Below are 20294 nucleotides of genomic sequence, written 5' to 3'. Positions count from 1 at the left end.
CAGCCGCCCCGCGCAGTGGCGGGGCGGCTGCGCTGGTGGGCGGGGTGGACTGTCGTCCTGGAACGTGGTCCGGGGCGATGATCGGCCGCCGCTTGCCTACCGGTATCCGTCCGAAGATCAGAAGGGCGACCAGCCGCTCCAGTTGCCGGAGAGGTTGTTACGGGAGTTGACCCACTGCCTGCCGTCGGTGCCGATCGCCGAGATGGTGTAGCTGTCGGGGTTGGCCCACGTGCGGACGGCCGGTGTGGTGACCTGGAAGTGTCCCCCCATGCTCTTCCAGTCGCTCAGCCATGTCCCGTTCATCCCGTTCCAGCGGGTCCAGACCGCCCCGTCCGTGCCGATGACGAACACTTCGTCCTGGCCCTGGGGCAGGTGCAGCCATGCCTCGCCGTGGTTGGGGTCGTCCGAGGCACAGTAGAAGTCCCCGCCCCAGACGGAGTGGCAGATGCCGACCGTCGCCGTGCCCGCCTCCGCCGGGGCCGCCGCGAACGCGAGCGATCCCGAGACCGCCGCGGCCACCATCAGTGCCTTGATCCTGCTCCTCATGATCTGTCTCCTTCTCGCCGCCCCCGATGGGCCCGGGTGGTGGCATGTGTGGAACATGACATGGTTATTGGTGCTGTCGGGCGGCTCGGCCTGGGCTGTTCGAACAATCGGCCGGGACGCGTCCCACGCATCCTCACAACGGCGTCGGGTCCATGACAATCCCAGATTTCTGGGATGTCGATCGACGCTTCCTGCGCTGCACGTTTCGCCGGTGGAGTAGCGCGGGTGGTCGGCGGCCGTTCGACCACCCGCGCTCTCGTACTCACCGGGGAGGCGGCGTCGAATGACCTACGCGGTCGGCCGGTGCTACTTGGAGTCGACCCGGCCGAGCGGGTCGGCTTCGGCCGCCAGCGCCTCGCATGCCGTCTGCCAGGCGGGGTCGCCGGGGTGGAGTGCGGTGCGCAGGTAGGCCCAGGTGAGCCGTTGGAGCAGCGCGACCCGTGCGGGGTTCTCGTCCGTGGTCTCGGCGACGTCGTATCCGGAGATCCCGCCGAGTCCGTGCTCCGCGTCGAACAGGGTGAGCAGCGACTTGGGGCCGGGGAAGAGGGTGTACGGATCGGTGTGCCAGTCCGGGCCCCGGACCGTCAGGTGGGCGGAGGCGTCCTTGTCCCCGGCGACCACGAGCGTGGGCGTCGTCATCCGGGAGAAGTCCGGGGTCGAGAGGAAGGGGTAGTTTTCGGCCACCTGCGGGGTGAGGGCGTCACCGCCCCTGCCGGGTGCGGCCAGGAGGACGCCCGCCGTGATCCGGGGCTCGGCCAGGTTCACGGTTGTCCCGTCGTCGGGGTCGGTGAGCCGGGCGCCGAGCAGCAGGCTCGCGGTGTGCCCGCCCATCGAGTGTCCGGCGACGGCGACCCTGCCGTGGTCCAGGCGTCCGAGGAGCTGGGGGACGGCGGCCTCGATCGCGTCGAGCCGGTCGAGGATGTGCGTCATGTCCTCGGCCCGGGACCGCCAGTACATGGGGGCCCCGGGGGTGTCGGGGGCGAGGTCCAGCGTCGTCGAGCTGAGGTGGGTGGGCTGGATCACGACGAAGCCGTGCGCGGCCCAGAAGTTGACGAGGGGGGCGTAGCCGTTCAGCGAGGAGAGGTGGTTCGAGTGGCCCTGGCCGTGGGAGAGGAGGACGACCGGCAGGTCGGTCCCGGTCAGTGGCGCGGAGACCCGCACCTCCAGGTCCACGGCCCGGCCGGGCACCGGCAGGACGACCGGACTGACGGAGAGGACGGGGACGGGGGCGGGCGGGCCGAAGGTGTCGGCCGGGTGCGTCGATTCGCTCATGGTGCGCATGTCCCTTCGGGGGCCTTTCCCGGTCGGGCCTGAGCGGCCGGCGTCGGGCGAGGCGGTCGGGAGCGTCCGGTTTCGGCTATGCTGAAACCGGAACCTTGTTCCACTTACTATACGGAACATCGTTCCGCTTAGTCAACGGCCAACGGCCAATGGTCATCGGCTGTCGGCTGTCGGCTGTCGGAAGGAGAGCATCGTGTCCACTGCGGGCCAGTCCGGGGAGACCCGGCCAGAGGAGACCCCGCCCGGGGAGTCGCCGGCGAGGGGAAGGCGGGCCGACGCGCAGCGCAACCGGCAGACGCTGCTGGCCGCCGCCGCCGAGGTGTTCGTCTCCTCCGGCGTCGACGCGCCGATCCGCGAGATCGCGACCAGGGCGGGCGTCGGAACGGGAACGATCTACCGCCACTTCCCGACCCGCGCGGATCTCGTCGTCGCCGTCTACCGCCACCAGGTCGAGGCCTGCGCCGAAGCCGGCCCGGCCCTGCTCGCCGAGGCCGACTCCCCGTTCGCGGCACTTCGCCAATGGGTCGACCTCTTCGTCGACTTCCTGGTCACCAAGCACGGACTCGCCAACGCGCTGCAGTCGGACGGCAGCGGCTTCGACGCGCTGCACGCCTACTTCCTCGACCGCCTGGTGCCCGTCTGCGCACAGCTGCTCGCCGCCGCGGCCGAGGCCGGCGAGATCAGGCCCGGAACGCAGGCCTACGAACTGATGCGCGGCATCGGCAACCTCTGCGCCGGCCGCGACGGCGACCCCCGCTACGACCCCCGCCGCCTGGTCGACCTGCTCCTCCAGGGTCTCCAGCGACCCCCGTCATCCTGACGCGCGAGAGCCTTCCGCAACCGCGAGCTCCCCGGCTCAGCCCGTCCTGGCCAGCATGGCGTGGACGGACCTGATCACGACGTCGGGGCGGTCGAGCGGGACGTCGTGCGAGCTGTTGTCGGCCACGACCAGGTCGCGGTCGGGGGCGGCGTGAGCGAACGCCGCCTGCGCGTCGCGCCAGAGCTGGGCATCCTGTGGCGAGGTCTCGAACGGTGTCCTGGCCGAGGCGATGACCGTCGCCGGAAGGTCCTGCGGCCAGGACGCCTGGTGGTACGCGCGGTGCATGGCCACGTAGTCCTGTGCCACGGAGAGCAGTTGGCGGGTCTGGGGAGTGGAGGGCTGGGAGGCGAGAGCGGCGACCTCGTCCTTGTTCGCGGCCACGACCCGGTCGATCTCGCCGTCGGTGTAGAAGTCGGGCAGGCTGGCGTCGATCAGAACCGCACCCCCCACCCACCCGGGGTGGCTGCGCACGAAGTAGGTGGCGATCTCCCCGGCCTCCGAGTGCGAAGCCAGGACCACGTGACGTGTGGCGCCTGCCGCCGTCAGCACCGCCGCCAGATCCGACACGGCGTCGTCGACCCGCCACGGTCCGGCCACCTCCTCGCTGGCACCCAGACCGGCCCGGTCGTACGTGATGATCTCCGCACCGGTGTCCTTGGCCAGGGCCGGCGCCAGGTCCTTCCAGTAGGACGAGTCCTGCCCGCCGCCGGCATCCAGCACGACCGCGGGCAGACGGCCGGGCGTGACATGGAAGACCAGCCGGTGCCCGTTGTTGACGACCGTCCGGGCGGAGCCGTCGGAGCCGTCGGAGCCGTCGGAGCCGCCGGAACCGGCCGCCGAACCGGGCGAGCCGACCGCACCCGGCACGCGGGACGTGCCGCACGCGGCCGCGCTTCCCAGTGCGAGAGCGGCGGTGGCGAGCAGGAGCACTGCCCGCCGACTGCGTGACGTCATGATCCGTCCTCCGATTGCATGATGAAGGCGCGTCAGGACAAGTCACCCGCCATCGACGCCCGACCCTCGCCTCTACGAGACGACCACCAGTCTTCGCCGCCGCCCCGCCCCCGGTCGATGCGACCAACCCCCCGACACCCCCGGGGGCTCCCCCCACCACCCACACCAGGGCGCACCCCCGAGCCGCGTCGAACCCACGACGCCCGCCGCGCCGACCGGTACCAAGGTCGTCAACGGCCCCACCCGCCGACGCTGACCCGCCGGAACAGCCCGATGCCCGAGCTCAGCCAGCAGCACAAATCCCCAGCCACAGAGCCTCCTTGCCGATCTCTTGACGTCGTTCGTGCGCCGTCAAGGCGCTATGCTTTGGCCAGGCGACCACGCTCGCCGTTACGTCGGATCCGGGCTTCTCCCGCAGCCGCCCGGGGTTGAGGACGCAAAGTGCCGTCGGGCGCGCGTGGTGCAGAGCTGTCGTTCCTCCGATGGGGCGCAGTGGGCGGGAGCACTGAGTCGCGCCCACCGGGAGCCGGACATGACGCTCGACAGGGACATCGTTACGCTCACACGCCGCATCCAGCGTGAGTCCGGGGACACGATCCCCTTCCGGCAGGCGCGGTTGACAGTCGCGCGCGAGTTGGGCGGGCTGCCCGTCCACACCATGACTGCCGAGGAGCGGATCCCGCTCCGCATCCAGTACACCGCGGAGAGCGAGGCCGCCGAGACACGGCGACGCCTACCGGGTGGTGCTGGGCACTGCCACGCTCGAACTGTGTGACGGGAAGGGCTGATCCGTGCCGTTCCTCACCGACCACCCGGGGTCCGCGCCCGTTTTGGTGGCCGCTGTCATCCTCGGAGTCCTCCGCTTTACGTTTCCGAAGGATTCTCGCCACCGCCTGGAGCTGTGGAAGGCATTCCTCAAGCACCGACGTCGGCGCTGGCAGGTGACGGGGCGTCGCCGCATGACGGAGAGGTCCGGAAAGCCTGGCCGGCCGGATCGCCCTGTTTGAGCGGCACGACGTGGCGGTCACCGATCGCGCCGCGCGGACCTCAGCCGACCAGCATCCTGCCGGGGCCGTTCACCTGACAGGTGAACGGCCCCGGCAGGCCTACACAGTCTGGTTCGGAATGCGCGGGATGGCAGGGGAGGCGTCGGGGAGCCGCTAGCGTCGAGGGCAGGCCGCCCCGGGACGAGAGGGCGGGTGCGTCGATGGATCGGAGCCGCCGTGGTCCCCATGACCCTGCAAGAGATCGCCGAGGCTGTCGGGGGCGCTCTGCACGACGTCCCCGATCCGACCGCGGTGGTGGACCGGCCCGGGGTCATCGACTCGCGGCTGGTGGAGCCGGGGGCGCTGTTCATCGCGCTGCCGGGTGAGCACACGGACGGGCACCGGTTCGCGGAGGCCGCCGTCCGCACCGGGGCGACGGCAGTGCTCGCCGCTCGGCCGGTGGGGGTGCCGGCGGTCGTGGTGCCGGACGTCCAGGACGCGATGGGTGCGCTGGCCCGCGCGGTGCTGGACCGGCTGAAGGCGCCGACCGTGATCGGGCTGACCGGGTCGGCCGGGAAGACCAGCACGAAGGACCTGCTGGCCCATGTGCTGGAGACCATGGACACCACGGTGGCCACGCCGCTGTCGTACAACGGCGAGATCGGCCTGCCGCTGACCGTATTCCGGGCGGACGAGAGCACCCGCCTGCTGGTGCTGGAGATGGGCTCGCGGGGCGCCGGGCACATCAAGTACCTGACGGGGATCGTCCCGCCGAAGGTCGGCCTGGTCCTGAACGTCGGCACCGCGCACGTGGGCGAGTTCGGGGGCGGGAAGGAGTCGATCGCGGTCGCCAAGGGAGAGCTCGTCGAGGCCCTGCCCGTCGACGGCCTGGCGGTGCTGAACGCCGACGACCCGTACGTCATGTCGATGGCGTCGCGCACGGTCGCGCCGGTCCTGACGTTCGGGGTGGAGGCCGGGGACGTGCGGGCCGTCGACGTCGAGCTGGACGGCGCCGGGCGGCCGTCGTTCACGCTCACGTACCGGGGCGAGAGCGCCCCCGTGAATCTCGGGCTGCACGGCGCCCACCACGTGTCCAACGCGACGGCCGCCGCCGCGGTGGCGATCGGCCTGGGCGCGAGCCTGCGGCAGGCAGCCGACGCGTTGACTGGCGCCCGGCAGCTGACGCCGGGCCGGATGGACGTCACCGAGCGGCCGGACGGCGTGACGGTGATCAACGACGCGTTCAACGCGAACCCCGATTCGATGGCCGTCGCCCTTGCCGCGCTCACCGCCATGGCCGGCGGCGGGCGCAGGACTGTGGCGGTGCTGGGCGAGATGCGGGAGCTGGGCGAGGAGTCCGAGGCCCACCACGCGGAGCTGGGTCGGCTCGTCGCCCGCAGCGGGATCACCGACCTCATCGCGGTCGGCGACTGGGAGGCCCGGCTGGTGCACACCTGGGCGGTGGAGGGCGGCGTCAACGGCACGCTGGTGCCCGACCGCGACGCCGCCCTTGACCTGCTGCTGACCTGCCTCAAGCCCGGAGACGTGGTGCTGGTGAAGGGCTCCCACAGCGTCGGGCTGGAGGACACCGCGATGCGCCTTGCCAAGCCCGACGCCGCACGCTGACTACGTCGCGACGATCGGGGCCTCGGCCAGCCGCAGCAGGACGGCCCTGCCGACGCGACCGGCGGTTCCGGTGCCCATCGTCACCACCAGGTCGCCGGGCCCGGCCAATTCGGCGACCACGTCCGCCGCATCGCGCCCGTCGCTCGCAGTGTGGGCCCGGCCGCCGCAGGCAGCGACCTGCGCGGCCATCGGCGCGGTGCTGATCCCGATGAGCGGGGTCTCGACCGAAGCGTGCACGTCCAGGAGGACGACCTCGTCGGCCGCCGCGAGCCGGCGGCCCATCTCCTCGCCGAGGGCGGCGGTGCGGGTCCAGCCGGTGGGCTCGAACACCGCGATCACCCGGCCCTCGGTGAGCATCCGGGCCGTGGCCAGGTCGGCGGTGATCTCGCTCGGGTGGTGGGCGTAGGAGTCCAGCACCGTCACCCCGGCGTGGTTGCCGGTGGTGGTGAGCCTGCGCTTGATGCCCTGGAAGGCGTTGATGCCGGCCACCAGGTCGGCGGGCTCGGCTCCGAGCACGCGACCGGCGGCGAACGCGGCGGCGGCGTTCAGCGCGTTGTGCCGACCGGGGACGGCCAGGGTGAACTCGTGCCACGACCCGTCCGTGTCCTGGACGGTGACATGGCTGGCCGTCCCGTCCCACAGCACGCGCAGCACCCGCACGTCGGCGTCCTGGGCCTCGCCGACGGTGACGACGTGCGGGCCGGGCGCCGCCTGGAGGCGCTCGGCCAGCAGCCGGGCGCCCGGGTCGTCGGTGGAGACGACGAGCACGGAGCTGTTGCGGGCCAGGCGCTCGAAGACGTCCAGGACGTCGTTCAGGTCGACGTACTGCTCGGGGTGGTCGTCGTCCACGTTCAGGACGACGGCGACCTGCGGGTGGTAGCGGCCGGCGGTGCGGTCGCTCTCGTCCGCCTCGGCGACCAGGAGGCCGCCGAGGCCCTGGTGGGCGTTGGGGCGGCCGACGGGGGTGCCGCCGATGGCGTACGACGGGTCGAGGTGGGCCAGCGCGGCGCTGAGGATGCCGGTGGTCATGGTCTTGCCGTGGGTGCCCGCCACGGCGACCGACTGCTCGGCGGTGGCGATCAGGTGCGCGAGCACGTCCGAGCGGTGAACCACCGGGATGCCGGTGCGGCGGGCGGCGACTTCGGGATTGCTCGGGGTCACCGCGCTGGACCACACGAGAACGGTGGCGTCGGCGGGCAGGTTGCTGGCGGTGTGGCCGATGGCGACGGCGGCACCGGCGTCCTCCAGCTCACGCAGGGCGGTGGTGTCGCTGGTGTCGGAGCCGGAGACCCGGCTGCCGCCTTCCAGCAGCAGGCCGGCGACGGCCGACATGCCGGCGCCGCCGATGCCCACGAAGTGCGGGCGGGTCAGGTCGATGGGGCCGTCGTGGACGGGGACGATCACGTTCCTGGTTTCCATGCTGTGCGCTCCAGTTCGGAGTCCAGCCCGTGATGGGCGATGGGTGGAAGGCGCTACGCGGAGGTGCCGCCGTCCGGCGCCGAGCCGGCGGCCGGGTGAGCACCGATTCGGGCCGAGTCGAGGTCGTCGTGCACGATGACGCCGAGCAGAGCGATCACCACGGCGTTGCCGACCGCCCACAGGGCACCGAGGAAAGCGCCGACCGGATCGCGGTGCTGGCCTCGGTGACGGGACGGGGACTCGTGCACGGCTAACTCCTCACGACAGACGGGGAAATGGGGGCTGGCGCTGACCGGGCGCTTGAATTTCGTGCCCGATGGGGTCATGAGAGCCGAAGGCAGGACCGTGACGGGATGGTGAGCTAAGGTCACTCACGGTTCATTCATCACTCACTGGGGGCGGAGCGGATGGAGACGCAGGCCGACCACGACGCGGTCGACCAAGCCATGGAGGCGTTCGCCGCCGAAGTCGCCCACTGGCGCGAGGTGCGCGGCCTCTCCAAGCGCGCGCTGGCCGGAAAGATGGGCTTCGACCCCTCGTACGTCAGCCACATGGAGTCCGGCCGCCACAAGCCCACCGAGGAGTTCGCCCGCCTCGCCGACGAGACCCTCAACGCCGGGAAGGCCATCTGGCGACGCTGGCTCGACTACGACGCCGCCCGCTCCCGAAGCCGCACCTCGACCACGCCGCCGCCACCCCGCCGGCCCGAGCAGCCCTACGCATCCGGCTCCGCGCTCGTGGTCGAGCACGATGAAGCCGCGCTCCAATTCGACGGCTCCACCTACCGGTTGACCATGCGCCGACGGCTACGCAACACCGGCACCGAGCCCATCACCCGCTACCTCATCCGCATCGCCGTCGACCGCTACCCCGGCGAACCCGAGCGCTCCAACGCCCACTACCGTGAACACCCACTGACCTGGGACGAACTCGCGCTCACCACCTCGTGCCGGGGCGAGGACATGCGGTGGCAGGCCAAGCACGACCGCGACGCCTTCAAGGAGGTCTGGCTCCTGTTCGACAACGAGCACGGCCGCTTCCCGCTCTACCCGGGCGACGCGACCTGGATCGAGTACGCCTACAGCGTCGGCGCCGACAAGTGGGGCCACTGGTTCCAGCGCGCTGTCCGGCTGCCCACCGAACATCTCGCCGTACGCCTTGACTTCCCCGCCGCCCTCGACCCGGTGGTGTGGGGCACCGAGACCTCCATGACCGCCGAAGCCGTGCCCCTGCGCACCGCCGTCAGCCGCCGCGACGAGGGCGAGCGTCGGCACTTCGCCTGGGCCACCGACGACCCTCCGCTGCACGCCCGCTTCCGCCTCGAATGGCGCTTCCGCGCCGCCCCCAACAACCAGCAACAGACCAAGGAGACAAGGTGATCGAGGTGCGGCCCAGCCAGCAGATGCAGTCCCTTGGCGTCATCCAGCAGGGCACCCCCATCCTCAACCGCCCGGCCGAGCCCTTCGACCTCCCAGTCGAACGCGCTGCCGCCCAGGCCGTGATCGACGAGCTGTTCACCGCTGTAGACCGGATCGGCCGCGTCCACTCCTTCGCCAAGGGCATGGGCCTCGCCGCCCCGCAGATCGGCATTCCCCGCGCCGCCGCCCTCGTCCTGCCCCCGACCGCCGGCGCCGACCCGATCATCCTGTTCAACCCCAAGGTCACCGCCGTCTCCGACGAGACCGATGAACAGTACGAGGGCTGCCTCAGCTTCTTCGACGTCCGCGGCATGGTCCCCCGCCCACTCCGCATGGACGTCACCGCCACCACCCTCGACGGCACCGTCACCACCGCCACCTACGAGTTCGGCCTCGCCCGCCTCATCGCCCACGAGATCGACCACCTCGACGGCCTCCTCTACACCGACCGCATGCGCCCGAACGTCCACCCGATCCCGGTCGAGGAGTACCGGGGCACTGGCTCGACTTGGGCCTACTGACATCCGGGGCAGGTGGCGCCTGGCGCATGTCACTCCACACAATGTGGCTGGCACGGAACTTGGTTCAGTCCGGTAGATTTGACGTAGCGTCAAACTAGTGCCATGGCGGGCTGATGCAACCGAATGCAGAGGCGCTTGTGGCGGGTGATTGACAACTGCGCGGTCCTTCGCGCCTGAGTGCGATGGTCTGCTCTTAGCGTCGTGGCAGCAGTGAATTTTGAGAGTTAGTGATACGTGCAGTTGATGGAACCATCGAAATCCTGCATGCCTAGTCGCGATGAGCTCTGGCCATCTGTCAGCAGTGAAAACGCATAGAGAGGCATCCCGGACGGGGTTGAGCCCTTGCTCCCTCTGGCCAGGATGCAGCGAACCGCTCTGCCGAAGGCCCCCCGGTTCCATCCCCAATGCCTGTAGGTCAACCCGGATTTCAGACCCCCGCCCATAGGGCAGAGGGGTCTTTTCGTTTCTAGCCAGCCCACCGCGTTCTCGTACGCCCCCGTACCACCTTTGGTGCGGGGGTCTCGTCGTCCCTGGAGGTCTTGATGATCGATAACACCATCGCCTACGGCGCTTGGTTGAGCATCACCTGGATGGTCACCATCTTGCTTTTGGTGCTTCTCATCTCGTTTCTCACCTGGCTTGCCCTGCGCAAGGCGCAGCCGGGGGAAGTTGTCGATGTCCTGGTCGAGGTGCGGCGGATTATCGTTGCACTGGGTACTTTCACGCCCGCCCCAGTCCGACGAGTCGGTCGAGGCCCAGGTGCCAGTCCCGTTGGCCGGCTAATACTCCAGTGTGACTTCGCGATCATGTCGGCCTCCCGCTGGTTTCATCGGGTCGGACGGGGTTCTGGCTCAACTTCCGTGGTCTGCGCACGGTGAGTGGCGACGTGCCGGTGCGGTAGGCGTTGGGAAGTTGCCCGGAATTCGTCAGCGGCCGGGTTGTGGTGGCTGACAGTGCGGGACCGTGGATGATCTGGTGCCCCGGTTGGAGGGGTTGCTGTTTCCGTCGGTCGCGGGCGTCAGGGTGCTGTCGGTCGACGTGGACGTCGAGTCGGTGAACGTGCAGGTCGAGTGCTCGGCGGTGGGGCACAGCTGCCCGGGGTGCGGGGACTGGTCGGCCCGGGTGCACAGCTCCTACCTGCGGTTTCCTGTCGACGGTCCGGTCGGGGGCAGACGGGTCCGGTTGAGCTTGCGGGTGAGGCACTTCGTATGCGGCAACCCGTCGTTCGGGCGGCGGACGTTCGCCGGGCAGATCGAAGGGCTGACACGACGCCACGGCCGGTGGACCGAGCAGTTGCGGGCCACACTCGCCTCGGTCGGCCTGGCGGCTTGCCGGGCGGGCCGGTGCCCGGCTGGCCGCCGTGTTCGGGGTGTCGGTGAGCCGGAGCACGGTGTTGCGTCTGGTCGAGGAGCTTCCCGACCCGGTGCCGCCGGCCCCTCGGGTGGTGGGCGTCGACGAGTACGCGACGCGCCCGCCGGCCGGTGGACCGGCTGCCCGACCGGGAGGCGTCGAGCCTGGCGGCCTGGCCGACGGCGGAGGCCGCGAGCCGGACGGCGGGGAGGTGGTTCACCCGGCGTTCGACGCGGGTTCGCCCGAGGTGGTAGCCGCATTGGCCCAGCCGGGCGGATTTACGTCACCCAGGATGCACTTTCAGACGGGCTGGCACTTCGAAGGTAGGAATGGGCCGGAGCCTTGGAATCGCATGGCAAAGTTTGGGTCATGGCACACGTGAAATGTCACATGGCTCACGGTGCCTGTCTCCGAACGGTTTCTCACATTGTCTGAAGGAGAAGACCATGAACCGCATCACCCGCATCGCGGTGGGCGCCGCCGGTGCCGCCGCCCTGCTCACGGCGCCCGTGCCGGCCTTCGCCGCCGCGACCGGCGCTGACACCGCCACGGTCACGACTTGCAAGTACAGTCTCCAGGCCGGGTTGGCGACCTACGCCTGCGCAGACGTCACCGGCAGCAGCATCGTGATCTACGGGAAGATCAGCCTTGCCGGCCCGCCCGACGGGCCGGTGTCGTGGCAGACCCTGTACACCAATCTGTCGGCCGAGGTGGTCGGCGGCAACTCGCTGGGCTCCGTGAACGGGAGCACCGCGTTCCATTCCACCGCGGTACAGGTGGACGGCTTCACCGCCACCGCCCCGTGCGGTTCGATGGTGCGTGCGACCTTCTCGGTGCAGGGAAGCGGCCCATTGGGCACTCGGCCGGTGGTGGAAGTTCCGGTGACGTGCTGACGCTTCATCAATGTGAACGCCGAGCGCGGGAGTTGTCAGCATCCTGGGCTCGGCCGCCGCGGCGGCCTGCATGGACCTCGTCCGCCGCAGAGGCCCACATGGATGCCCTGGCGCACGCATCCCCGGGGATGCGTGCGCCAAGGCATCCGGGCTCACGCGCCGGTCAGTACTGGGTGGTGACGGTGACGCCGCTGAAGGCGGTCTTGCCGTAGAGGGTGATGTAGCGGTAGCCGGCCGTGGTGTTGGTGACGGTCACGGTCTGGGTGGTGCCGCTGTTCGTGGAGGAGGCGGCGTAGTCCGTGTTGGAGGCCCAGCGGTCCGGGCTGTAGTAGAGGTAGGCGGTCCCGGTGCCGCCGGTGGTGGAGACGGTCAGCGTGGTGGTGCCGGCCGGCATGTAGATGTACATCTGGTCCGAGCTTCCGGCGTCGGCGGCACGGCCGGTGCGGAAGCAGTTGTAGTCCAGCTTCCGGGCGTCGGGGTCGGTGCAGGCCGCCGGTGCGGCCGGGGTGGTGACGGTGACGGTCCGGGTCGTGGTGGCCGTCTTGCCGTTGCTGTCGGTGACGGTGAGGGTGACGGTGTAGGTGCCGGCAGCGCGGTAGGACTTCGACGGGGAGGCCGCGGTACCGGTGGTGCCGTCGCCGAAGTTCCAGGCCCAGCCGGTGATGCTGCCCTTGCCGGCGGTCTCGGTGGAGCGGTCGGTCAGCTGGACGTTCAGGTCCCGCACCGTGGCGTCGAAGGCCGCCTTCGGGGTGCCCGCGGTGAGGCAGGTGTCGGTGGCGCAGGTGTCGACCCACCTGGTGAAGTCGGCATCGTAGCCGGTGCCGATGCCGTTGTAGTACGCGTAGGCGCGGGCGTAGTCGCCGGTGCGGAAGAGGCCGAGCATGGTCTGGACGACGCCCGGGGAGCGCTCGATCATGTAGCGGGCGGCCAGGTAGCCCCAGTGGTAGGTGCGGACGACGTCGCTGTTCAGGTACGTGCTCTGGAGCAGGGTGCTGAGCGCGTAGGTGTGCTTGGGGGCCAGGGAGACCGCGTTGAGGTCGGTGACGCCGCGGTAGGTGTAGGAGACGTACTCGGCGACGCCCTCGATCCACCACAGGTCGGGCACGCTGGTCTGCTGGTAGAAGTCGCCCTTCATGTCGTAGCGGGCGTCCAGGACGTGGGCGTACTCGTGGTTGAGGTTCCAGATCCGGGCGGTGAAGCCGTTCTCGTTCGGGTGCCGGTACATGAGGGAGACCGGCTGGTTGGCCGGGTCGCTCGGGGTCCCGGTCAGGGTGACCCCGCCGTTGTTGGTGTTCGCCTCGTACATCGCGCCGGCGTAGGTCTGGTAGTCGGCCTGGCTCGCGAAGACCACGAGCTGCACGGACGACTCGTACTGGCCGGGGATGGGGCCGTTGTCGCGGACGAGGCCGTGGAAGTACGCGTCCTCGCCCTTGAGGTCGGCGCAGACGGCGGCGAGTTCGGCCGCGGTGAGGTCCTGGGCCAGGACGGTGAGGGTGGCGTTGCAGGTCTGCCTGATCGGCAGCACGGCCTTGGTCAGCCGCTGCTTCAGGTCGCAGACGCCGTAGTAGGAGCACTGGTCCTTGTCGAAGAAGGCGGCCGTGTTGGCCGTGCCGACCCACAGCGGGGCGGTGGGGCCGGTCATCGACGAACTGTCGAGCAGGGCCTTGGCCAGCGGGCGGATCCTGGACTGGAACGCCGGGTACTTGACGAACCGGGTCAGCTCGATGCCGGCGTTGGAGACCAGGAAGCCGGGGTAGGTTCCGAGCAGGTCGTGGTGGGTGCGGGTGAACGCGTCGAGGGTGTCGACGATGCCCGGGTCCGCGGTCACCGCGTCGACGAAGGACTTGCTCTCGTGCCCCCGGTCCAGCGCGGAGAGGGCGCTGTTGACGTACGTGAGCAGGTTCTTCGAGCTGTCGTACGCGCTGGTGTAGCCGTTCAGCACCTGCCGGTAGGTGGTCAGGTAGCGGCCCTGCTGCCCGGCGCTGTCGGTGAGGATGATGACGTCGTTGGCGACCTGGCCGTTCGCGTCGGTGACGTCCGCGGCGTGCGGGCCGGCCAGGAAGGCGTCGATGCCGCGCGTCACGGCGGCGGTCAGCGTCGCGTCGTAGGGGCCGACGTGCGCGAGGTCCTTGTCCTGCACGTAGTAACCCGCGCGCAGGTACAGGACGACCTGCCAGGTGGCGGCGGAGTTGTCGCCCGGGTAGGAGGCGGCGGCGCTCTGGAAGGCGTCGGCCATCGTCGCCATCTGGCTCTGGCGGAACAGGGCCGAGGCGTACGGGCTGCCGCCGAGCTGGAACAGCGAGCCGATGCACTGGGGGGTCGAGGCCTTGACGTAGGACACCAGGGCGGCCCCGGTCCTGCCGGCGAAGTCGGCAGGGGTGCACGACTGGGCGGTGACCGGCTCCGCCGCGAGCGCGCGGGGTGCGGCCTTGGCCAGGCCCTTGTCCGGGCCGGTCTCCGCCGGCGCCGTGCCGGACAGCGGGTTGACCAGCGGCAGCTGCGCGGCCGTGAGCGGGCGGGACTGCGGAGCGCCCGGGCTCTCGGGATCGGCGAACGGACTGCCGGGAACCTCCGACGAGCTGCCGGAAGGCTGATGCGGGCTGGCAGCGACCGGTGCGGGGGTGACCGGGGTGGGGGCGGCCTGGCTCGGTCCGGCGGATATGCCGAGCAGGACGGTGCCTGCCGCGGCAGATGCGGCCAGCAGCCTGGACATGCGTGAGAGCGGACGCATCGTCTATTCCTTTGTGGGGGAAACGCGAACGGAGCGCCACGGACGTGGGGACGTGGGAGGTATCCGAAGCGTGTGACGCACCGTCTCACAAGATCGGCGGGGCTATCAATAGGGTGTGACATGTCACTTGTCTCGGATTCGTCTCTGCCGAGAACGTCGGCCCTGGCACACCAGGACCTGGCAGGCGAAGCGGTGCACCCGCAGGGCAACCGTCACGGGCCGCCCGCAGCTGGGCAGATCCGACGGATAGCGCAGGTAGGAGCCGTGGACCCGCTCCGACCACGTCCCGCAGTCCGGATATGACGCACCCGGAGCAGCCACGCGGGCGGCGATCCGCACCACCGCACCGCATGCTTCGACACCGAAGACCTCCACCTGGGGCAGCGACGGGAACAGCAACTCGCCGAGCCACGACCATGATTGCGACACAGCCGCCGAATGTCAGCCAGCCAGGTGACTCGGCCGACCAGTCTGGACGACCTCCAGGCCCCGCCACCGCCCAGGATCCGTCACCCAGTGTCACCGGTCACACAAGCTGGGCCAGACCCTACTTCACCCCGGTGAAAACACTCCCGCTCCACCCTGGCTGACCATGGGCTACGACGTGCACATCACTCGGCGCGAGAACTGGTGGGATGAAGAGGAGCAGGACATCAACGCGGCGGCATGAGAGGCCGTGGTCGCTGACGATCTCGGCCTCGCGATGGCCCCGATGTGGCGGACCGCCGGCCGGATCGTGTCCAAGAACCCGAGCGATGCGGTGATCGCGACGATGTGCCGGGTGGCGAAGGTGCTGAACGCGCGGGTTCAGGGCGACGACGGCGAGTACTACGACGCCTGACTCGTACGGCCACCGCGAGATGGTCAAGGGTTGTGTCGACTCTTGAAGATCGTGCGGTGGCCGCGAGCCGTAGCGTAGACCCTGCTCGATGGCGGGCCTTGTTCGACCAGGCCGTGGCTCGGATCGCGGGCGTGTTCGGGCGGGTGGAACCTCGCGCCACCGCCCGCGCCTATCTGCTCGGGTTGCTGTCCGGCACGGAGCGCAAGAACTGCTGGCAGCTCGCGGAGCACGCAGGCCACGCCCGTCCCGGACCGATGCAGCGGCTGCTGCGGACTGCCCGCTGGGATGTGGCCGAGGTGCGCGACGAGGTCCGCCGCTACGTCCTGGACCACCTCGGTACCGGTGACGGGGTTTTGGTCGTGGACGAGATCGGCTTCCTGAAGAAGGGCCGCGGTTCGGCGGGCGTCCAGCGGCAGTACACCGGAACCGCCGGACGCATCGAGAACAGCCAGGTCGGCGTCTTCCTCGCCTACGCCTCCGGTAGGGGACGAGCGTTGATCGACCGTCGGCTCTACCTGCCCGAGCACACCTGGTGCCAGGACGCCGAACGACGCCGCAAGGCCGGAGTGCCCGACGACATCGTCTTCGCGACCAAGCCCCGGCTCGCCCTGCAGATGATCGTGGCGGCGCTGGACGCCGGAGTGAGCACGTCGTGGGTGACCGGCGACGAGGCCTACGGCCAGGACCCCGGCCTGCGGGCCGGACTGGAGGCCCGCGAAGTCGGCTACGTGCTGGCGGTCTCCTGCGCGACCAAGGTGCGGATCAACCAGGGCCGCACCGCGATCCGCGCGGACGAGGCTGCTGATCGCCTGCCTGCCTCAGCCTGGCACCGGCAAAGCGCCGGTCCCGGGGCCAAGGGTCCCCGCTACTACGACTGGGCCTGGGTGCACATCGGTACCGGCGACCACCGTCACCTGCTGATCCGCCGCAACCCCACCACCAGCGAACTCGCCTTCTACCTGTGCTGGTCACCCCAGATCGTCCCGCTGTCCGAACTCGTACGAGTCGCCGGCACCCGCTGGTGCATCGAAGAATGCTTCCAGGCGGCCAAGGGCCAGGTCGGCCTGGACCACTACCAAGTCCGGAACTGGACCGCCTGGCACCGGCACGTCACCCTGGCCATGCTCGCCCTCGCGTTCCTGGCCATCGCTGTTCAGGACGCGCGGCCGACCAGACCTGCGGATCCGAACCGCCCGGCCCGAAGCCGAGAGTTGGTCGACCTGACCATCCCGGAAATCCGCCGCTTGATTGGCGCGCTGTTCAGCCCCGTCATGTCCCTGCGTGCACTCCTGCACTGATCGAACTGGCGCAGAAGCCACCAAGCTTCGGCACGTCGCAGCCACTACCGGCGGCGACTCTCCATCCCCGCAGGCACGTAGATCGCGAAGTCGCACTGGAGTACTGACCGGTCGACCTGCGTCACAAGAGGTGACGGATCAGCCGGATGGCGCCGAGCGGCCCATGATGCGGGCTCCTTCCTGCCCAGCTTCGGCCAACAGGGGCGGAGCGTCGTGAGCTGGTCGCTGCGCTGACCGGGGCCGCGGCGGAACGGTTCCGCGGCTGCTGCGCGCTCGGCGGGCAGCAGCTGCGGTGGTCCGGGCGGAGCCACACCACGTTCTCGTCCATTGGTGCTTCCTCCCGGCTCGATCACGACAGGGACGTCGACTGGCGGCCACGAGCGCAGCCCACGTGGCCGCCCGTCGAATGCATCCTTCTCACCGAGGGCCCGCGTGACCACGACCGGTGGCTCCGTCTTGCGCGCCTCGCCCCGGGCCTGCACGGCCACGCGCCTCGTCTCGGGCCTGGCCGGCCGCGTTGAGATGGTCCGGCGGAGTGACTATCTTCGTGAGGTGAGTGAACGTGTGATGCAAGAGCCCACCCTGATGGTGTTGACCGCCCTCGCGGACGCGCCCCGGCACGGATACGCCATCGCGCAGGAGGTCAAGGTGATGACCGGTGGCCGGGTCGCGCTGCGTACGGGTGCGCTGTACGGGGCCCTGGACCGGCTGCTGGCCGATGGTCTGATCGACATCGACCGCGAGGAGATCGTCGACGGCCGGGCCCGGCGGATCTTCACCCTGTCCCCGGCGGGGCGGGAGCGGCTCGCGGTGGAGGCCGAGCGCCTGGCCGCGGCGGCGAAGGAGGCCACTCGCCGCCTGTCCGTCGCGAAGCCGCCGGCGGCCTCCGCATGATCGAGCGCGTCCTGCGGCTCTATCCCGCCGCCTACCGCCGGGCCCACGGCGGGGAGATCGTCGCGACCTTCCGCGAGATGACCGCGGGTGAGCCGCTGGGCTCGCGGCTGCGGGAGGGCGCGGGTCTGGCGGCGCACGCGACGAGGATGCGGATGGGGCTGGGCACGGCCGCTCCCGTCGCGAAGGTCCTCGCGCTGGCGTACCCCTTCGCGCTGGCCGCCGCGGCCGCCGCCTGCGGCCTGCACCTGCTCAGCTGGTACGCCGGCGTCGTCTCCTCGCCCGCCCCGCTGGGGGTGCGACTCGGAACCGACCTGTCGGGGGCGTGGGGCGCACTGCTCGTGTCGTCGCTGGTCGTGGTCGCGGGGTCGGTGGCGGCGCTGGCCGGCCGGTGGCGCGTGGGGGTGCCCTGCACGGTGGCCGGGCTGCTCTCCTTCGCGGCGGCCGCGGTGGTCAGCGGGCGGGCGTTCGGTGATCCGGTGGTCACCCCGGCCGCGATGGTCCTGGCGGCGGCCGTGCTGCTCGCCTGCCCGCAGGACCGGCGGGCGGAGGGCGTCGCGGCGGGGCGGGCGGGCGCGGCCGGTGCCGTGGTCGCGCTCGTGGTCGTGCCACGGGCGGCCATCGCCTCGCACGGGGTGCCGTGGGTCAGCACCGACTACGGGTGCTGGCCGCTGGTCGTCCTGGCCGCGACCGGTGTCGCGCTGACCTGGTCCAGCGGATCGCGGGGCGGCCGCGAGCTGGCGGCGATGGCCCTGGCCTCCCCGCCGCTGCTCGCCCAAGCCTACACGGTGGCGTGGGGCGAGGCGGCTGCCGTCGCGTGCCTGGCGGCCGCGTTGCCGGCCACCGCGGTGGCCGCCGGGCTCGCCGGCCACCTGAGGCGAAGCGGTCGCATCCTCCGCTGAACGGCCTGCCGCGGCTACTGAACTCGATGGGGTGACGTCGGAGCTGGTTTCTTCGCAATGGCTGGGGCTCTGGCTCACCTTCCGCCCGGGAACAGGTGCTTCAGGCCGCAAGAGGGCCCAGCCGCAACCAGCGGCTGGGCCCTCTTCGCATCCTCGTTCAGCCTGGCTGCGAGCTGCTTGACGTCGGGTGCGAGGTGTCCGGCCTACGGGTCGGATCGACGTCGGCCGGGATGCGCGGTGCGTCGAGCGGATGGTCGCCGTACGGGTCGGGCGAGCGGGTCAGCTCTTTCCGCCCTCGGCCCAGGTGATGTCCCTCTGGTCGATGAAGTAGCGGCCGTCGAAGCAGAGGAAGACCTTGGACGTGGTGTCGTTGTCCGCGATCCAGGTCTTGTTCCACTGCACGACGGTGCCGGCGCCGTCGTGCTTGGGGAAGTAGAGGCCCTCGCGGCGCTCGGGCTGGTTGTAGAAGCCGTGCCCGTTGGCCAGCCGGTGCGGCGTCCTGACGAGGGCACCGCTGACGTCGGCGTAGAGCGCGGCGGGGAAGTTGGTGCGGGCGACGAGCTTCGGCGGGACGTAGTGGACGTCGACCTCCCCGGAGTCCACGTAGCGGGCGGGTTCCCCCGGCAGCCGGTGGAAGGCCCTGCGCACGGCGCCCGCGGTGTCGTAGCTGTCCGTGAAGGTCACGAGGCTTCCCTCCCGCCCCTCCTTGTACCAGTCGCCCTGGGAGTACTGGTCGAAGTCGAAGGCCTCGATGCGGGTGCCCGGGGCGAGGAGCTCGCCGGGGACCTCCCGGAAGCTGGTCTCGTCGAAGATCTGCTCGATGGTTCGCACGTGCTTCTCGAAGCGGCGGGCCGACACCCGGACCCGTCCCGTTCCCACCGGGAGGTCGGTGGCCTTCGGCGCCGGAGCGGGTGCGGGCTTGGGCGGCGGGACGGGCGCGGGCGCCCAGGCGGTGCAGGAGCGGTCCTCGGCCCCGGCGCCCTTCTCCAGGACCAGCCGTCCGCCCGGCCGCTCGGCAGCCGGGTCGGCCAGACCGAGGAGGCAGTTGGAGGAGTCGTGGAGGGCCATCAGCCGACCGGTGTCGCGCTGGACGAAGGCCCGCCACGCCTGCCGCCAGTACGAGGAATCGCTGCCGGTGTCAGGGAACTTGGGCCGCAGGGTGACCGTGGCACCCCGGCTCGACTCCTCGGCGGTCAGGTAGAGGCCGGTGGCGACGTGCCGGATCCGGTGGTTGATCACCCGGAACCGCTCGGCCACCCACTGCTCGCCGTCACCACCGGTCTCCGGCCCGAGCACCACGGGGGTGCCCTCGGGGCTCCCCGCCGGGGCACCCGCCACCAGGCCGGGAATGCGGTGCAGGCGCAATGCGAAGGTCTCGGTGGGCCAGTCGACCAGCATCGTGAACAGCCTCTCGGTAGTCGAATATGACATGACGTCACAACATGATCACCTGATCGGGTGGGGATACGCCATGGCGTACGGCACACCGTGGGCGCCGCACCGGGAGGCTGTGCTCCGGCATCCGCCGAGGGCCATCCGCCGAAGGGCGCCGGCGGGTCGGGCCCCGGCAGCTGTCCGGCTGGGACCGGGCTGAACGCGCGCTGCCGGCGCTGGTGGCCGAGCGCCGCATGAGCAACGCAGAGGGTCCCGGACGGGGGGCTGGGCAACCCGATCGCCGCCTGGCCGACGGCCGACGGCCGTGGCGGAACCGGCGGAGGCGCCGCGCCGGGCCGCGGCGGAAGGGGAGTACGTCAAGGTGCGGTAGTCGTCACGGACGGCACACTGCACCGGGTGTCGGCCGCCGTACGCGTTCCCCT

The 20294-nt window shown here is 70.7% G+C and carries 20 protein-coding genes; 12 read left to right on the top strand and 8 right to left on the bottom strand.

All coding sequences use genetic code 11. The features are described 5' to 3' along the window. Nucleotides 1-117: 117 nt before the first annotated feature. Nucleotides 118-546 (bottom strand): hypothetical protein, encoded by a 429-nt coding sequence (locus tag ACFVHI_RS34670; protein ID WP_380345889.1) that lies wholly within the window; start codon nt 544-546, stop codon nt 118-120. Between the two features lie 306 nt (nt 547-852). Beyond that, nucleotides 853-1818 carry an alpha/beta hydrolase family protein gene (locus ACFVHI_RS34665; RefSeq protein ID WP_380345887.1) on the bottom strand — a complete coding sequence of 322 codons (966 nt, stop codon included), beginning with the start codon at nt 1816-1818 and terminating at the stop codon, nt 853-855. A gap of 307 nt (nt 1819-2125) precedes the next feature. Here ACFVHI_RS34665 and ACFVHI_RS34660 point away from each other — a divergent pair, with 307 nt between their 5' ends. Further along, on the top strand, nt 2126-2647 hold the full coding sequence (locus ACFVHI_RS34660) for a TetR/AcrR family transcriptional regulator (RefSeq protein ID WP_380345893.1): 522 nt from the start codon (nt 2126-2128) through the stop codon (nt 2645-2647). A gap of 36 nt (nt 2648-2683) precedes the next feature. On the opposite strand, the gene ACFVHI_RS34655 is transcribed toward ACFVHI_RS34660, so the two are convergent. Next, nucleotides 2684-3601 carry an alpha/beta fold hydrolase gene (locus tag ACFVHI_RS34655; protein WP_380345885.1) on the bottom strand — a complete coding sequence of 306 codons (918 nt, stop codon included), beginning with the start codon at nt 3599-3601 and terminating at the stop codon, nt 2684-2686. Nucleotides 3602-4133: 532 nt separating this feature from the next. Between ACFVHI_RS34655 and ACFVHI_RS34650 the strand changes: the two genes are divergently transcribed. Then, nucleotides 4134-4376: a hypothetical protein gene (locus ACFVHI_RS34650; RefSeq protein WP_380345883.1), complete on the top strand. Its 243-nt coding sequence runs from the start codon at nt 4134-4136 to the stop codon at nt 4374-4376. A 448-nt stretch (nt 4377-4824) separates the two neighbouring features. Then, nucleotides 4825-6213, top strand: coding sequence for a UDP-N-acetylmuramoyl-tripeptide--D-alanyl-D-alanine ligase (gene murF / locus ACFVHI_RS34645; RefSeq protein WP_380345881.1), 1389 nt, complete (start codon nt 4825-4827; stop codon nt 6211-6213). Here the strand turns inward: murF and murC are convergent, their stop codons facing one another. Both murC and ACFVHI_RS34635 read right to left on the bottom strand, forming a co-directional pair. After that, nucleotides 6214-7632: a UDP-N-acetylmuramate--L-alanine ligase gene (murC, locus tag ACFVHI_RS34640; protein ID WP_380345879.1), complete on the bottom strand. Its 1419-nt coding sequence runs from the start codon at nt 7630-7632 to the stop codon at nt 6214-6216. A 53-nt stretch (nt 7633-7685) separates the two neighbouring features. Further along, complete coding sequence (locus ACFVHI_RS34635; protein ID WP_063352412.1) at nt 7686-7880, bottom strand: hypothetical protein; 195 nt, start codon at nt 7878-7880, stop codon at nt 7686-7688. Between the two features lie 159 nt (nt 7881-8039). Between ACFVHI_RS34635 and ACFVHI_RS34630 the strand changes: the two genes are divergently transcribed. The 5 genes from ACFVHI_RS34630 (at nt 8040) to ACFVHI_RS34610 (ending at nt 11814) form a co-directional block, all read left to right on the top strand. Then, nucleotides 8040-9011, top strand: coding sequence for a helix-turn-helix domain-containing protein (locus tag ACFVHI_RS34630; protein WP_380345877.1), 972 nt, complete (start codon nt 8040-8042; stop codon nt 9009-9011). Then, a complete protein-coding gene (locus tag ACFVHI_RS34625; RefSeq protein ID WP_380345875.1) occupies nt 9008-9571 on the top strand; it encodes a peptide deformylase in 564 nt (187 codons plus the stop codon). Before ACFVHI_RS34630 ends, ACFVHI_RS34625 begins: the two co-directional genes overlap by 4 nt. Nucleotides 9572-10113: 542 nt before the next feature. Further along, the gene (locus tag ACFVHI_RS34620) at nt 10114-10449 is read left to right on the top strand and encodes a hypothetical protein (protein ID WP_380345873.1); all 336 of its coding nucleotides are present in this window, start codon (nt 10114-10116) and stop codon (nt 10447-10449) included. Between the two features lie 85 nt (nt 10450-10534). After that, nucleotides 10535-11248 carry a transposase family protein gene (locus ACFVHI_RS34615; protein WP_380345871.1) on the top strand — a complete coding sequence of 238 codons (714 nt, stop codon included), beginning with the start codon at nt 10535-10537 and terminating at the stop codon, nt 11246-11248. Nucleotides 11249-11367: 119 nt separating this feature from the next. Next, nucleotides 11368-11814 (top strand): hypothetical protein, encoded by a 447-nt coding sequence (locus ACFVHI_RS34610; protein ID WP_380345869.1) that lies wholly within the window; start codon nt 11368-11370, stop codon nt 11812-11814. A gap of 163 nt (nt 11815-11977) precedes the next feature. On the opposite strand, the gene ACFVHI_RS34605 is transcribed toward ACFVHI_RS34610, so the two are convergent. Continuing rightward, the gene (locus ACFVHI_RS34605; RefSeq protein WP_380345867.1) at nt 11978-14527 is read right to left on the bottom strand and encodes a collagenase; all 2550 of its coding nucleotides are present in this window, start codon (nt 14525-14527) and stop codon (nt 11978-11980) included. 141 nt (nt 14528-14668) lie between these two features. After that, nucleotides 14669-14866, bottom strand: a complete 198-nt coding sequence (locus ACFVHI_RS34600) for a transposase family protein (protein WP_380345891.1) — start codon at nt 14864-14866, stop codon at nt 14669-14671. A 355-nt stretch (nt 14867-15221) separates the two neighbouring features. Here ACFVHI_RS34600 and ACFVHI_RS34595 point away from each other — a divergent pair, with 355 nt between their 5' ends. The 4 genes from ACFVHI_RS34595 (at nt 15222) to ACFVHI_RS34580 (ending at nt 18477) form a co-directional block, all read left to right on the top strand. Next, the gene (locus ACFVHI_RS34595; protein ID WP_380345865.1) at nt 15222-15386 is read left to right on the top strand and encodes a hypothetical protein; all 165 of its coding nucleotides are present in this window, start codon (nt 15222-15224) and stop codon (nt 15384-15386) included. 113 nt (nt 15387-15499) lie between these two features. Next, the gene (locus ACFVHI_RS34590; RefSeq protein WP_380345863.1) at nt 15500-16684 is read left to right on the top strand and encodes an IS701 family transposase; all 1185 of its coding nucleotides are present in this window, start codon (nt 15500-15502) and stop codon (nt 16682-16684) included. 567 nt (nt 16685-17251) lie between these two features. After that, entirely contained in the window at nt 17252-17578 is a 327-nt protein-coding gene (locus tag ACFVHI_RS34585; protein WP_208869251.1) for a PadR family transcriptional regulator, read from the top strand. Next, nucleotides 17575-18477: a hypothetical protein gene (locus tag ACFVHI_RS34580; protein ID WP_380345861.1), complete on the top strand. Its 903-nt coding sequence runs from the start codon at nt 17575-17577 to the stop codon at nt 18475-18477. Before ACFVHI_RS34585 ends, ACFVHI_RS34580 begins: the two co-directional genes overlap by 4 nt. Before the next feature lie 279 nt (nt 18478-18756). Here the strand turns inward: ACFVHI_RS34580 and ACFVHI_RS34575 are convergent, their stop codons facing one another. After that, the gene (locus tag ACFVHI_RS34575) at nt 18757-19908 is read right to left on the bottom strand and encodes an RICIN domain-containing protein (protein WP_380345859.1); all 1152 of its coding nucleotides are present in this window, start codon (nt 19906-19908) and stop codon (nt 18757-18759) included. Nucleotides 19909-20294 lie beyond the last annotated feature (386 nt).

It is taken from the genome of Kitasatospora sp. NPDC127121, from assembly GCF_042677305.1.
Lineage (GTDB): Bacteria > Actinomycetota > Actinomycetes > Streptomycetales > Streptomycetaceae > Kitasatospora.
Note: the sequence above shows the minus strand (reverse complement) of the source record. Positions and strands in the feature narration are given on the sequence as shown.